The sequence below is a fragment of the Variovorax sp. P1_H2 genome (assembly GCF_056405295.1).
Genome location: NZ_JBFUCJ010000031.1, coordinates 46,693 through 60,632, shown reverse-complemented (window position 1 = coordinate 60,632; position 13,940 = coordinate 46,693). Strand labels below are relative to the sequence as shown.

The window sequence follows — 13,940 nt, the reverse complement described above, 5'->3', positions numbered from 1 at the left end:
GGCCATTGCTGCCGGCGGTGCCCGCCTGGACCGCGAAGCTGGACTGGCCCGCATCGACATCGGCGATCGTCAGCGCGCCGCCGGTCGCGAGCTGGCCATCAACCACCGCCATGTCTTCCTGCACGGCACCGMTGGCCGTGCCGGCGATCACCGGCACATCGTTGGTGCCGGTGATGGTCACGGTCACCAGCTGGCTGGCCGTGCCGTCGAGCGACACCGCGGTGAAGCTGTCGGTGAGCGACTGGCCTGCACCCAGTTGCTGGAYCGCYGCCTGGGTGTTGCTTGCGGTGTAGCTCCAGCTGCCGTCGGCCGCCAGCGAGAAGCTGCCCAGGCCATTGCTGCCGGCGGTGCCCGCCTGGACCGCGAAGCTGGACTGGCCCGCATCGACATCGGCGATCGTCAGCGCGCCGCCGGTCGCGAGCTGGCCATCAACCACCGCCATGTCTTCCTGCACGGCACCGMTGGCCGTGCCGGCGATCACCGGCACATCGTTGGTGCCGGTGATGGTCACGGTCACCARCTGGTTGGCCGTGCCGTCGAGCGACACCGCGGTGAAGCTGTCGGTGAGCGACTGGCCTGCRCCCAGTTGCTGGATCGYCGCCTGGGYGTTGCTGGCGGTGTAGCTCCAGCTGCCGTCGGCCGCCAGCGAGAAGCTGCCCAGGCCATTGCTGCCGGCGGTGCCCGCCTGGACCGCGAAGCTSGACTGGCCCGCATCGACATCGGCGATCGTCAGCGCGCCGCCGGTCGCGAGCTGGCCATCAACCGCCGCCACGTCTTCCTGCACGGCACCGCTGGCCGTGCCGGCGATCACCGGCACATAGTTGATGGCGGTGTGGGTCGGACTGCGTTCGACGCCGTCAACGAGAATTCTCAAAGTCTCAGTCATTTGGACCGTCAGCGTGGACGATCCGAAGGTAAATACGAAATCGCTCGCCGAACCGTTGGAAACCTCTCCTGTCCTTGCATTCGTCACGGCGGCGAGATGGGCCATATAGGCGGAAATCTGTGTCTGGATGGCGGACTGCAACCACTGCGCCCCGGTGAGCTGAAGTTCAAGCGTATCGATGCCCGATCCGCCGGTGTAGACGTCCTTGGTACCCGCGAGACTGTTTTCCGTGACGTTGTAGATGAGGGTGTCGGCGCCGGAACCGCCGTTCAGTTGGTCGCTGCCACTTCCGCCATTCAGAACGTCGTTCCCTGCGCCGCCGTTCAAGGAATCGCTTCCTGCGCCTCCATTGACGACATCGTTGCCATTGCCGCTGTTGATGACGTCATTGCCGCTCGTGCCACTGATGATGTCGTTGTCGTTGGATCCGGTGATGGTAGGCATTGATTTCCTTCATGTTGGAGTGAGCGCCTGCTGGTAAGGGATGACCGGGATCTGAGCTTGCGAGGCATTTGTTACTGACTCAGGGGATCGCTTCCCTCAGCGAGTGCCCGAAACAGGGTGGTCATGTAACCATTTATAACTAAATGTACAACGAAAGGTCAATACGCGGAAACGTCCGTGGCGACGCGGAAAGCGCGACTTTTTTCTCATAGCGCGGCCGTCCGATGGTGCGATCGGGAACAACCAGCATGCGACCCCTGATGCCATGCTTCCGCATCGAGACATTGGATGAACTCGGGGGGTCGACGGTCAAAGACGGGAGTTTTGAATGGCGAGGTAGTGACAGAACGCCAGCTTGTCTGCACGTACGGCCGCGCACAGAAGTTGGTCGACATCTACCTCAAGTCAAAGGTGGTGTGTGCCGGCTGGGAAACGCATCCCAGTGTGGCGACCCTGCATCCGCCGGTCGACGGAGTGCTGCTGAAGGCCATGCGCTGATTCACCTGGGACCAGCGCAGCGAAATCCCAGCTGCCCGGTGCCATCAACGCGAGCGTGTGACGTCGCTGATCAACCCCGCCCCCGCGTCTCCGACGGCCGCTCCCCAAACCGTGCCCGGTACTGCGCAGCGAAGTGCCCCAGATGCAGAAACCCGTACTTCTGCGCCACCTCGCGCACACCGCCTCCAGCCACTCCAGCGGATGCCAGCAATTCGCCCCGCACCTTGTCGAGCCTCAGTTCCCGCAGAAACTCCATCGGCCCTTGCTCCGCGTGCTGCCGAAACGCCATCTGCAATGCGCGCGCGCTGCACCCCACTTCACGACAAACATCGGCCAGCGACAGCGGCTGCTCGGCATGCGCCGCCATGTATTCCTGTGCCTTGCGGACCACCCGCGGCAGCAGGCCGCGCTGCGCTTCGCCGGCAAGCGCCCGCGAATAATTGTGGCCCGCCGACATCAACAGGCTCGACATCAGATATTCCTCGGCATGCTCGGCAAGCCGGCCGCCGGATTGCAGCGCGTTGCCCGCGTCGAGTGTCAGCCGCAGGTAGTCGATGAAGTGCACCACCGGCGCCAGTGCAGGGTTGTCCAGCGGCACACCCAAGTCGAACACCAGATGCTGCCGCACCGGCGCCTGCAGCAAGGATTCGAGCCGCGAGAGCAGGGCGGAACGGGCCAGCCGCACGATCAGGTGCGGGCTGTCGTCGGCCCAGCGCATCGACAGCGGCTCGGTCGGCGAGGGCAGCGAGGCGAGGCTGGGGGTCGCATCCACATGCTGCGCGCCGCAGCGGATCTCGGCGCCGCCGCGCAACGGGATCTGTAACAGGAAGAAATCCTGCAGGTAGCCGGGGTCGATCTGCACGCCCGGGCCGTACTGCACGTAATTGAGGCTCACGTCCCGATGCAGGCGCGCACTGTGGTGGCAGGCGTCGAGTTCGGTACGCGGCCGCAGCATGACCAGGCCGTGCGGACAGAACACGCGGGCCACGCTCTCGCGCGCCTCGTCCATGTCGTGGCTCTCGAAAAGTCGATAGCGCTGCAGCGGCAGCCGTGGGGCAATGGCGGTTTCCATGGGGCCAGGTCACCGTAGCAAAAACCATCCCCGCCCACAATTCGGGCCAGCCCTTTGATGAAAGCTGCGCGCCAGGGACAGCGCCCGCGTTTCCGGGACTCGCCAGCGGCCTCCTTGCTCATAACGTTCGCCCCCACAGGCCATCCCGGCCTGGCGGATCAACCGAGGAGAGCAAGCGTCATGTTCAAGGGACTCGAGGGCAAGAGCGCCATCGTCACCGGTGGCTCCACACTGATAGGCGCCGGCGTGGTGCGTGCGCTGCACGCGGCCGGCGTGAAGGTCGTCATCGCYGACATCGATGCCGCCAACGGCCAGGCGCTGGCCGATTCGCTAGTCACCGGCGTGCGCTTCGTGCGCACCGACATCACCGACGACGCCCAGGTGCAGGCCTGCGTGGCGGAGGCGGCTACGCGGCACGGCGGCGTGCACTTTCTGGTCAACCTGGCGTGCTCCTATGTGGACGACGGCTTCAAATCGCCGCGCGCCGACTGGCTCGCTTCGTTCAACGTCAACGTGGCGAGCGCGGTGGTCATGCTGCAGGCGGTGCATCCGCACATGGTCGCGGCCGGCGGCGGGGCGGTGGTCAATTTCACGAGCATCTCGTCGCGCGTGGCGCAGACCGGGCGCTGGCTCTATCCGGTGAGCAAGGCCGCGATGGCCCAGCTCACCCGCAACATGGCGATGGACCTGGCGCCGGACCGCATCCGCGTCAACAGCGTGTCGCCGGGCTGGACCTGGTCGGCGGTGATGGACCGGCTCAGCGGCGGCGACCGCGCCAAGACCAATCGCGTGGCCGCGCCCTTCCATCTGCTCGGGCGTGTCGGCGATCCGGACGAAGTGGCGCAGGTGGTGCTGTTTCTGTGTTCGGACCATGCCAGTTTCGTGACCGGCTCCGACTACGCGGTGGACGGCGGCTATGCCGCCATGGGCCCCGAGCAGGCCGTGCCCGCCATTCCCAAGTTGATGGACTAACCCGCTCCGAACGGAGCATCAATCCAGGAGCAAGCAATGAAGCGAATCGCCATCGTCGGCGCGGGCCAGTCGGGCCTGCAATTGGGGCTCGGCCTGCTCGCGGCAGGCTACGAGGTCACGCTGTTCAGCAACCGAACGGGTGAGGACATCCGCCGCGGCAAGGTCATGTCGAGCCAGTGCATGTTCGACGCCTCGCTGCAGATCGAGCGCGACCTGGGCTTGGACCAGTGGGCGAGCGATTGCCCCACGATCGACGGCATCGGCCTGGCCGTGCCCCATCCCGAGCAGAAGGGCGCCAAGGCCATCGACTGGGCCGCACGGCTGAACTCGAGCGCGCAGTCGGTCGACCAGCGCCTGAAGGTCCCGGCCTGGATGGACGCGTTCCAGAAGAAGGGCGGCGAACTCATCCTCAAGGACGCGGGCATCGACGAACTGGAGGCCTGCACCCGAAGCCACGATCTCACGCTGGTCGCCAGCGGCAAGGGCGAGATCTCGAAGCTCTTCGAGCGCGACGCCCACAAGTCCACCTTCGACAAGCCGCAGCGCGCACTGGCACTGACCTACGTGAAGGGCATGAAGCCGCGCGAACCCTTCTCCGCCGTGTGCTTCAACCTGATCCCCGGCGTCGGCGAATACTTCGTCTTCCCGGCGCTGACCACCACGGGGCCCTGCGAGATCATGGTGTTCGAAGGCGTGCCGGGCGGCCCGATGGATTGCTGGGCGGATGTGAAGACACCGCAGGAGCACCTCGCGCGCAGCAAGTGGATTCTTGACACCTTCACGCCCTGGGAGGCCGAGCGCTGCCGCGACATCGCGCTGACCGACGACAACGGCATCCTGGCGGGCCGCTTCGCACCGACGGTGCGCAAGCCGGTGGCGACCTTGCCTTCGGGGCGCAAGGTGCTGGGCCTGGCCGACGTGGTGGTGCTCAACGACCCGATCACCGGGCAGGGTTCCAACAATGCGGCCAAGTGCGCCGACACCTACCTGAAGAGCATCCTCGCGCGCGGCGACGGCGCGGCCGACGCGGCGTGGATGCAGCAGACCTTCGACCGCTACTGGTTCGGCTATGCGCAGTGGGTCACGCAGTGGACCAACATGCTGCTCGCGCCGCCGCCGCCCCATGTGCTCAAGCTGCTGGGCAGCGCCGGTGCGATGCCGCCGCTGGCCAGCGCCATCGTCAATGGCTTCGACGATCCGCGCACCTTCTTCCCGTGGTTCGCGGACCCTGCCGAGGCGGACCGCTACATCGAAACCTGCGCCGCCGTCGCTTAAGCCCGGAGCCCGAGCATGAAGCGAAGCGTGGCCATCGTCGGCGCCGGACAGTCCGGCATGCAGCTCGCGCTCGGCCTGCAGCGCGCGGGGCACGAGGTGACGGTTTACTCGAACCGCACGGGGCAGGAGATCTTCGATGGCCCGGTCATGTCGAGCCAGTGCATGTTCGAGACCGCGCTGCAGACCGAGCGCGAGCTGGCGCTCGATGGGTGGGCGGCCGAATGTCCCTCCGTGGAGGGCATCGGCATGGTGGTGCGCAGCCCGGAAGGCGGCAAGGCCATCGAATGGAGCGCGCGGCTCGATGGGCCCGCGCAGTCGGTCGACCAGCGGCTCAAGATACCCGCCTGGATGGCCGAGTTCGAGAAGCGCGGCGGCCGGCTGCTGCTGCAGGACGTGGGGCTGGCCGAGCTGGAAGCCTGCGCTGCAACACACGATCTCGTGGTCGTCGCCAGCGGCAAGGGCGAGATCTCGCAATTGTTCGAGCGCGACGCTGAGCGCTCGCCCTTCGACCAGCCCCAGCGCGCACTGGCACTGACCTATGTGAAGGGCATGAAGCCCGCCCAGCCGTATGCGCGGGTGTGCTTCAACCTGATCCCCGGCGTGGGCGAGTACTTCGTGTTCCCGGCGCTGACCACCACGGGGCCGTGCGAGATCATGGTGTTCGAAGGCGTGCCCGGCGGCGCTATGGATTGCTGGTCGGACGTCAAGACACCGCAGGAGCACCTCGCGCGCAGCAAGTGGATCCTCGACACCTTCCTGCCCTGGGAAGCCGAGCGCTGCGGCGACATCGCGCTCGCCGACGACCACGGCATCCTGGCGGGGCGCTTCGCACCGACGGTGCGCAAGCCGGTGGCAACCTTGCCTTCCGGACGCAAGGTACTGGGCCTGGCCGACGCGGTGGTGCTCAACGACCCGATCACCGGCCAGGGCTCCAACAACGCGGCCAAGGCCGCCGACATCTACCTGAAGCGGATCCTCGAACACGGCGATGCGCCCTTCGACGCCGCCTGGATGCAGCAGACCTTCGACCGCTACTGGGAAGGCTATGCCCGCTGGGCCACCGACTGGACCAACAGCCTGCTCGCAGCACCGAAGCCGCACGTGCAGAAGTTATTGCAGACCGCCACCCACGTGCCCGCGGTCGCGAGCACCATCGTCAACGGCTTCGACGACCCGCGTGTCTTCGCGCCCTGGTGGTTCGATGCCGTCGAGACCGACCGCTTTCTGGAAAGCAGGGCGCGCGAGGCGGCGGCCGACCGTTTCGACCGGCGCGATTTCCGCAAGGCGCTCGGGCAGTTCACCACCGGCGTGACCGTCATCACGACCCGGGGCATCGACGGCCGCCGCGTGGGCATGACGGCCAACTCGTTCTCGTCGGTCTCGCTGGACCCGCCGCTGGTGCTGTGGAGCCTGGCCCGGCAGGCGCCGAGCGTGGCCGACTTCACCGGCGCCAGCCATTTCGCGATCAACGTGCTGGCGGCGCACCAGCATCACCTGTCGCGGCAGTTCTCGACACCGCAGCCGGACAAGTTCGGCGGGGTGGACTGCTGCGAGGGAACGGCCGGCGTGCCGCTGTTGAATGGCGTCATCGCCCGCTTCATCTGTCGCAACGTGAGGCAGTATGACGGCGGCGACCACCTGATCTTCATCGGCGAGGTCGAGCGCTACGACCGCTTCGACGGCGAGCCGCTGGTCTTTCATTCGGGCTACTACCAGGTGACGACGCGACATCCGGAATGCGTGCAATGAGCGCGCGGCCCGCACCATCCATCAACCAATGAACGGAGCACTTCACATGCAGGACAAAGCACCCACCTCCCCGCGCCGCATCCGCATCCAGGCCAGCGACGGCAGCGGAAGCTTCGACGGCTACCTCGCCGTGCCGCGCTCGGGCAGCGGGCCCGGCCTGGTGCTGGCGCAGGAGATCTTCGGCGTGAACCGGACGATGCGCGACGTGGCCGACTACTACGCCGAGGAAGGCTACGTGGTGCTCGTGCCCGACCTGTTCTGGCGCCAGCAGCCCGATGTCGAACTGGGCTATTCACCCGACGACTGGCAGCGTGCCTTTGCCCTCTACAAGGGCTTCGACGAGGCCCGCGGCGTGGAGGACATCCAGGCCACGATCAGCGCGTTGCGCGGGCGGCTCGAAGTGCAGGACGCGAAGGTCGGCGTGCTCGGCTTCTGCCTGGGCGGCAAGCTGGCCTACCTGGCGGCCTGCCGCACCGATGCGGACGTGGCCGTCGGCTACTACGGCGTGGGCATCGACGCGGCGCTGGATGAGGCCGACCGCATCCGCTGCCGCCTCGCCCTGCACGTGGCCGAGCTCGACGCTTTCTGCCCACCCGAGGCACGCGAGCGCATCGTGCAGGCGCTGCGCGGCCGGCCCAACGTCGAGGTGCATGTGTACCCCGGTGTCGAMCATGCGTTCGCGCGGGTGGGCGGCGAGCACTACCACCGGGCCTCGGCGCTGATGGCGCACGAGCGCAGCATCGCCGCACTGAAGAGCGCCATCGGCCCGCACTACGACCTGGCCGCGCTGTGGGACAAGCACTGCGAGTACGAGTTTGCGACGCGCAACGTCGACGACACGATGGGCACCATGGTGGCCGAGCCCTACGTCAACCACATCCCGACCATGACCGGCGGCGTGGGCTACAAGGCGCTGCACCACTTCTACACGCACCACTTCGTCAACAGCAATCCGCCCGATACCTCGCTGGTGCCGATCTCGCGCACCGTGGGCGCGTCGCAGGTGGTCGACGAGATGCTGTTCTGCTTCACGCACACGACGGAGATTCCGTGGATGCTGCCTGGGGTGGCTCCGACGGGGAGGCGGGTGGAGATACCGCTGCTGGCCGTGGTCAAGTTCCGCGGCGACAAGCTCTATCACGAGCACATCTACTGGGACCAGGCCAGCGTGCTGGTGCAGGTGGGGCTGCTCGATGCAACGGGGCTGCCGGTGGCCGGTGTGGAGACGGCGCGCAAGCTGCTGGATGAGACGCTGCCGTCGAATGCCTTGATGGGTGGGCGGGAAGGGGGTTGACTCGCTCTTCTGCTCCGGCGAAAGGCATCGGAACGCCGGTCCAGTCGGACGGATCGGCCTTCAGGTCGCCCCATTCATAGTGGTTGACGAAGCCGGCGGAGGCGATCTCGGCCCGGGCGAGCGGCCGGTCGATGGCTGCGAATTCGCAGTACCGGTATTCGCTCATGGGAAGGGATCGAACAAGGGGTCCGCATCGGGGTCGAAGGCTTCCTGATCCATGAAGCGGCCATGCGCACGCATCAGCGGCAGGAGGTATTGGTCGGCATGGCGGCAGCCTGTCAGCCCAGGATCGATCTGCAGCTCCTTGCCTGCCTGGGTCGGCAGGTGGCCACCGCCCAGCTCAACATTGCGAGCCAGCGCGCCATAGCCTGGCACCCAGGCTTGCGCATCCGGGAACACCTCGCGCAGACTGGCCAGGATCTGCATGCCGGCGTAGTCGAGGTCGCCGAAGAAGCGCACCGGACAGGGCGCATCGGCGAACAGCCATTCTTCGACACGCTGGATGCATGCCGGCGCGGCGCTCGGCGTGCGCACATACAGCCGGCAGCCTTCGCGGGAGCGCAGGCGCCTGGCGCTGCCCTTGAATCCTGCGGCATAGACGAGCAGGCTGGCGGCCCAGCCCGGCCTGCGCCGGTCGGCCATGCGCTCGAAGCTGACCAGGTTCTCGACGAAGAGCACCTCGTCGAAAGCGCTTGCCGGATCGGGCAGCGCCACGAGAAGCTGGATCGGCGCCTCGTGGAACTGCCCAGGGGCCGACCCCAGCAAACGCAGCAATTCCTCGCGGCTGTCCAGCACCTTGGATCGCCCCTGAAAGACCTGGGCCGAGGCTTCGCGCAACGGGAGTGTCCGGCCCGACACGCACAGCGCGCGCAGGGCGTCGATGCTGCGCGTCGCTTCGATCAGCGGCAGGTCCTCCACCAGCGTCAACGGGCTGCGGGCCAGGTAGTCGAGCACGGCCTGCGGGTCGGACGGGCGCACCGATTCGGGCGAGGCCCAATGCGCAGCCAGATGGCCCAGCCATTGCCGTTGCCAATGCAGCGCCCGCGGCGTGTAGCCGGCCCAGGCGGCGAGCGCTTCGAAATCCCGCAGTTCGAGCCGCGGGTTGCGGTCGGTGAAGGTGGCGAAGTCTCGCGGTGGGTTCAGCAGAATGGCCACCCAGCCGGTGGCGCACAGGTCGTCCAGCAGCATCAGCCAGAGCTGCAGCTGTTCGGCGTCGGCTTGCGCATGCAGTTCCGGCGCCCATTTGCGGTCCAGCGGCAGCCGCGCCGGCCCCGTGCTGGGGGAGCGCTCGGCCCTCTGCAGCAACGCCTTCGCGATCCGCTGCAGGAACGGATGCGCAGGCAAGGCGTCGGCGCTCGGCATGGTCAGGCGGTCGGTTCCGGATCGGGCGCCGGCGCTTGGCGCGCAGCCTCGGCGGCCTGGCGATCCGCTTCGTAGGCCGCCCGCGCGACCTCGCGCGCCTGCGCCGCGTGGGCATCCCAGAGCCGCGCCAAGGCCTCCCGGTTCAAGGTCTTTTCTTGCGCCTCGCTGATGAACAGCTCCTGCCCGTCGCGGCTGGCCATGACCTTGGAGAAGGTGAACTCCTTGTCGAACTCGGGCTTGACGGCGCCCGACTTCGAGGTGGGCATCGCCACCACGAGCTGCAGGCCCAGCGTCTGCGACAGAAAGCGCAGCACGCTGCGCGAGCGCGATTCGTCCATCTTGGAGAAGGCCTCGTCGCTGAGCATCAGCCGCAGCGCGGGTGCCTCGCGCCGCTCGCGGCCGAAGTGGCCCAGGGCATTGGCGAGCACGGCCGAGCGCACGACGTAGAACGGCGTTTCCAGTTCTCCGCCCGAGCCGGTGCCCCAAGTGGAAAGTTTGGTCTGCCCGACCGGGCTGGTGCGCACGATGTCGTAGCGCCGGTAGTTGCGGTAGTCGGCCAGTTCCTTGAGCGCACGTTCGCTGGCGCCCTGGTCGTTGGCCAGCAGCAGACGGCGGATGTCCTCGGCGGTGGCACGCTGTTCGTCGCTGAGCTGTGGCGACGCGAAGATCGAGCCGCGTTCGCGCTCCAGCCCCTCGACCACACCCTCGACCGCCTCGAAGAACTCGTAGACCTTCTGCATGCGCGGAATCCAGTCCCATTCGAGCTTGAAGCTGTCGTTGCCGAATCGGATGTCCTGCAGGTGGCGATTGAGCCGCTGCAGCGTGACGGCGCCCTGCTTCACGTCGTCGCGCAGCTTGAAGCAGAAGCTGCTGGTGAAGACGTGGTTGAAACTGGCTTCGGCCTCTTGCAGCGATCGGGCGTTCTCGGCCAGGCCGATGGCGCGCTGGCGCTGTGTCTGTTCGGCGAGCGCCTGACGGGTCTGGAAAACAAGGGGCAGCAGCTCGTCCAGGCGGTCGATGCTGCGTGGCGGGTCGGTCCAGGCGAAGCGCTCGGCATCGTCGCGTGCGCCCGAGAGGTAGGCCCCCACCCCCTGTGCCAGCTCGCGCAGCGTGCGCGGCAGGTTGTCGCGCAGGTTCTGGGCGCGGTGACGCAGCGCGTCGAGGGTGGTCTCGGTTTCTGCGGCCATGCCCTCGGCCTCCGCCAGTAACTGCGTTTCCATGGCCAGTTCAGGCACGGCGCCAGCGAAGCGCGAGGCCCAAACGCCAGCGTTGATACAGGCGATGTCCAGTTCGGGCAGGCGTTCGGACAACTCCCTCTCGCGCCGGCGCAGGTCGGTCAGCACCTTGTCGGTGGCGCCTACCTGCTTCATCTCTTCATCGTGCTGGTCTTTCACGGTGCCGATGCGGGCGTTCAAGTCCTGGCTTTCGGCCAGCAGCGCCTCGATGGACGACAGGTCGAGCGCCTTCAGCGCCTGTTCGGCGTTGGCATGCTGGAGCTGGCTCTCGAGCACGGCCAGCAGCAGCGGCGTCAGCGGCGTGAATGCGGCCCCGTTGAACATGCGGGCGACGGCGTTCAGCGATCGGCGCAAGGCCTCGAGGACCAAGGCCTCGCGCGCCAGCCGCGCCAGCTCCTCTTCGCACCACTGCCGGCGCCGCTGGCGGGCCGCTTCGCCAAAGGCCAGCTCGCCATCGAGCGCCCGGCAGGCGAACATGCCGTAGCCGCGGCTGCCCAGGCCTTGCGCCATCAGGCCCTGGGGCGTGCGGGCCAGCTCGTCCTCGCTGTCCACCTTGCGCACGCGACCGTACTGCGCCATCAGGAAGGCGTTGGCCACAGGGTGCTTGCACAGGAGTTCGTGCAGCACCGCGCGGGCCTCGAGCTGGCGGCCCTCGGTGTCCTCCATCGCCTTGCGCCCCTGTACGACCTTGGGCGAGCGCACCGGATAGCGCTGCTTGACCAAACGTGCACAGCGCGCTTCCATCCCGGCCTCGACGATGATCGCGAAGCGGTCGCCGCCCATGTAGCCTTCGATGGCGTTCTGCCACTGCGTGCCGGGCCGTGGTTCGACCAGCTGCGCCAACAGGTGCGGGTGGGCCTGCGGCAGTTCCTGCTCGATCAGCGCCACGGCGGTCGTGGCATCGCGCGCGGCGGGCAGCCCCAGGCTGCGGCCGGTCTGCAGCAGGCGCAGTTCGGCGTCGAGCTGCCCGGCGTCGTCGGCCGTCGACTTCAAGCGCACGCCCACGTCGGTCAGCGCCTGGACCACGGCAGCCTGCACCGACCCTTCGCCCTCATGGATGCTCCGCTGCAAGGTGGCCAGATGGGCATCGAAGACTTCCAGTTCGAAGGCGGGCAGTTCGACGTCGAGCCGGGCCTCGCGCGCGTAGGCCCGGGCCATGGCCGGCCACGGCGTCAGCACGGCCGTGGCCGCCGGGCGCAGCGCCTGCACGGCGGCGGCCAGCGCCGGCACTTCGGCGAGGTCCAGCGCCAGCAGTTGCCCGAGCTGTGCCACCATCGCGCCGATGCCGCGTGCCGCTTCCTGCACGCGCGTCCAGTGCAGGCGGAACTGGTCGGCCTGCTGGCGTATCTCGTTTTCGAGCGCGGCTTTCTTCTGGGCGACGTCGCTGCCGGCCAGGCGCTGCTCGACCGAACTCAACTGGCCGCGCAACTGCGTTTCCTGCGCCTCCAGGGAGGCCAGCTTCTCCTGCAGCTGGGCTTGCCGCTTGTCCTGCGTGCCGATCTGGCGCTGCACCGAGGCCAGTTCGTCGTGCGTGTCGTTGCGGGCGCGCAAGGCGTGAGCAATGGTGGTGACAACGAAACGGCGCGACTCGTCCAGCGCGCCCTGTGCGCTTTCCGTGGCGGCCTTCAGCCGTTCCAGGTTCAGCGCCAGCCGGTCGGCCTCGGCCTTGAGCGCGGCGATGGAACGCATCAGCTCCCGCATCTTGTCCAGGTCGCGGCTGAAGTCGTGCGGCTCCAGGATCTCGTCGCGCACGAGGTCGTTGACGTTGCCCAGTTCCTTGTAGGCCATGGCCCTGACGACCGACTTGGCGGCGCGCACGGCGTCGTTCTCGCCCACGGCGGTCTTGCCCATCAGTGCGCCGTACAGGTGCTGCAGATAGCCGCCCTTGTCCGGGAAGCGCTGGACCACGGTGTCGGTGCCTGGCTGCAGCCGGTGCTGCAACTGCACGTAGAGTTCCTTGAGCGGCAGCGGCGCTCTCACGAGCGCCTCGCCGGCGCGGCGCGCCAGATGGTCCAGCGACAGGGCACGGCGGACGATGAAGAACTGGGGCGTGCCCTGCAGCACGGCACGCCGCCCGTCCTCGAAAGCCTCGACGCCGACCAGCGCCGTGAACGGCGCGGCCTGCTCGCCGGCGCGCTCGGACGCTTCGAACACGATGCCGGCATAGCTGGTGGAGCGCGAGCGCAGGAACACGCCGTCGGCCTGCTGGCCCAGCGCGTAGGCGGCCAGGGTGCGCGGCTCCTTGCCGCCGCGCCGGCTCTGCGTGGATTCATCCTGGCCGATGTTGAACTGCACGAGGTGCTGGTGGGCGGCGGTCAGCACGGTCTGGATGGCGTCCAGCAGCGTGGATTTGCCCGATCCCGATTCGCCGGTCAGCAGCACCGTGTCGGCGAAGACCCACTCGCGGTCTTCCAGCGAACCCCAATGCCAGGTCAGCAGCTTGGCGATCTTCATGCGCGGTGGTCCTCCTGGGCCGGGGGCGGCACCGGGGTTGGCATCGGCACCTGGCGCCCGGCCAGGCGCAGTGCGTCTTCCATCGCCTCGTCGCTGACGAAGCTCATCACGGGCCGCAGCACGGCCAGGCCCATCTGCATGTCGCCCGCGTCGTCGCCTTCGATGAAATGCACCACCCGATGCTTGCGCAGATCACGCAGCAGCGCCATGCGCTCGGTGGCGGATGCGGGAAGCCGATGCGCTAGCAGCGAGACCACGGCTTGCGACAGCTCTTCGAGGCTGATGGCCAGGCGCTCGTCCACCAGTGGACGGCGGCCGGTGAGCGCCTCGGTGTAGAGGAAGCGCAGCGCGATCACCGTGGCCGCGAAATCGCGTGACAGGCGGACGCGCAGCTTGCGGACGCCGTCCTCTTCCTCATCCCCGCCGCTCTCCCCGGGCGGATACAGGCGCAGCAGGCGCGCATCGGTGTCATGGACGAGCACGAAGCCGACGCAGCCGAACCATTCGCGCAGCAACTGCTCGCATTGCAGCGCATCGTCGTAGAGCGCGGCTTCGGGCCGCGAGTGATCGCGCCAGAGCACGCCGCTGGCCAGCAGCCGGCCGACCAGCTCGGCGAAGCGAGCGGGCCTGACGTTGCCGACCCCCTCGGTGGTCAGGCGCTGTTCGATGAACTGGGCAATCGACTGCAGCATGGCGTTG

The 13,940-nt window shown here is 67.8% G+C and carries 10 protein-coding genes and 1 pseudogene; 6 read left to right on the top strand and 5 right to left on the bottom strand.

Translation table 11 applies throughout. The features are described from left to right. Window positions 1–1,330 (bottom strand): VCBS domain-containing protein (locus tag AC1D2E_RS13560; RefSeq protein WP_478197867.1); only part of this gene is annotated, 1,330 nt, incomplete at its 3' end. A gap of 339 nt (window positions 1,331–1,669) precedes the next feature. Here AC1D2E_RS13560 and AC1D2E_RS13555 point away from each other — a divergent pair. Continuing rightward, window positions 1,670–1,828 carry a hypothetical protein gene (locus AC1D2E_RS13555; RefSeq protein ID WP_478197866.1) on the top strand — a complete coding sequence of 53 codons (159 nt, stop codon included), beginning with the start codon at window positions 1,670–1,672 and terminating at the stop codon, window positions 1,826–1,828. A gap of 70 nt (window positions 1,829–1,898) precedes the next feature. On the opposite strand, the gene AC1D2E_RS13550 is transcribed toward AC1D2E_RS13555, so the two are convergent. Continuing rightward, the gene (locus AC1D2E_RS13550) at window positions 1,899–2,900 is read right to left on the bottom strand and encodes an AraC family transcriptional regulator (RefSeq protein WP_478197865.1); all 1,002 of its coding nucleotides are present in this window, start codon (window positions 2,898–2,900) and stop codon (window positions 1,899–1,901) included. A gap of 180 nt (window positions 2,901–3,080) precedes the next feature. Between AC1D2E_RS13550 and AC1D2E_RS13545 the strand changes: the two genes are divergently transcribed. The 5 genes and pseudogenes from AC1D2E_RS13545 to AC1D2E_RS13525 all read left to right on the top strand — a co-directional run bounded on the left by AC1D2E_RS13545 (window position 3,081) and on the right by AC1D2E_RS13525 (window position 8,190). Next, a complete protein-coding gene (locus AC1D2E_RS13545; RefSeq protein ID WP_478197864.1) occupies window positions 3,081–3,872 on the top strand; it encodes an SDR family oxidoreductase in 792 nt (263 codons plus the stop codon). A 36-nt stretch (window positions 3,873–3,908) separates the two neighbouring features. After that, complete coding sequence (locus AC1D2E_RS13540; protein WP_478197863.1) at window positions 3,909–5,147, top strand: styrene monooxygenase/indole monooxygenase family protein; 1,239 nt, start codon at window positions 3,909–3,911, stop codon at window positions 5,145–5,147. A gap of 15 nt (window positions 5,148–5,162) precedes the next feature. Then, window positions 5,163–6,398, top strand: a pseudogene (locus AC1D2E_RS13535) (styrene monooxygenase/indole monooxygenase family protein); the annotation flags it as partial. Then, window positions 6,372–6,896 (top strand): flavin reductase family protein, encoded by a 525-nt coding sequence (locus AC1D2E_RS13530; protein WP_478172815.1) that lies wholly within the window; start codon window positions 6,372–6,374, stop codon window positions 6,894–6,896. The pseudogene AC1D2E_RS13535 and the gene AC1D2E_RS13530, both read left to right, overlap by 27 nt. 46 nt (window positions 6,897–6,942) lie before the next feature. After that, a complete protein-coding gene (locus AC1D2E_RS13525; protein ID WP_478197862.1) occupies window positions 6,943–8,190 on the top strand; it encodes a dienelactone hydrolase family protein in 1,248 nt (415 codons plus the stop codon). A 162-nt stretch (window positions 8,191–8,352) separates the two neighbouring features. On the opposite strand, the gene AC1D2E_RS13520 is transcribed toward AC1D2E_RS13525, so the two are convergent. The 3 genes from AC1D2E_RS13520 to AC1D2E_RS13510 are packed head-to-tail and all read right to left on the bottom strand — an operon-like array spanning window position 8,353 to window position 13,933. Then, complete coding sequence (locus AC1D2E_RS13520) at window positions 8,353–9,552, bottom strand: Wadjet anti-phage system protein JetD domain-containing protein (protein WP_478197861.1); 1,200 nt, start codon at window positions 9,550–9,552, stop codon at window positions 8,353–8,355. A gap of 2 nt (window positions 9,553–9,554) precedes the next feature. Continuing rightward, window positions 9,555–13,241, bottom strand: coding sequence for an SbcC/MukB-like Walker B domain-containing protein (locus AC1D2E_RS13515; RefSeq protein WP_478197860.1), 3,687 nt, complete (start codon window positions 13,239–13,241; stop codon window positions 9,555–9,557). Beyond that, window positions 13,238–13,933 carry a DUF4194 domain-containing protein gene (locus AC1D2E_RS13510; protein ID WP_478197859.1) on the bottom strand — a complete coding sequence of 232 codons (696 nt, stop codon included), beginning with the start codon at window positions 13,931–13,933 and terminating at the stop codon, window positions 13,238–13,240. The genes AC1D2E_RS13515 and AC1D2E_RS13510 overlap by 4 nt, the downstream gene beginning before the upstream one ends. Window positions 13,934–13,940: the final 7 nt, after the last annotated feature.

Coding starts and splice junctions, on each gene's coding strand:
- AC1D2E_RS13540 (WP_478197863.1), top strand. CDS start 3,909: ATGAAGCGAATCGCCATCGTCGGCGCGGGCCAGTCGGGCCTGCAATTG.
- AC1D2E_RS13520 (WP_478197861.1), bottom strand. CDS start 9,552: ATGCCGAGCGCCGACGCCTTGCCTGCGCATCCGTTCCTGCAGCGGATC.
- AC1D2E_RS13515 (WP_478197860.1), bottom strand. CDS start 13,241: ATGAAGATCGCCAAGCTGCTGACCTGGCATTGGGGTTCGCTGGAAGAC.
- AC1D2E_RS13550 (WP_478197865.1), bottom strand. CDS start 2,900: ATGGAAACCGCCATTGCCCCACGGCTGCCGCTGCAGCGCTATCGACTT.
- AC1D2E_RS13510 (WP_478197859.1), bottom strand. CDS start 13,933: ATGCTGCAGTCGATTGCCCAGTTCATCGAACAGCGCCTGACCACCGAG.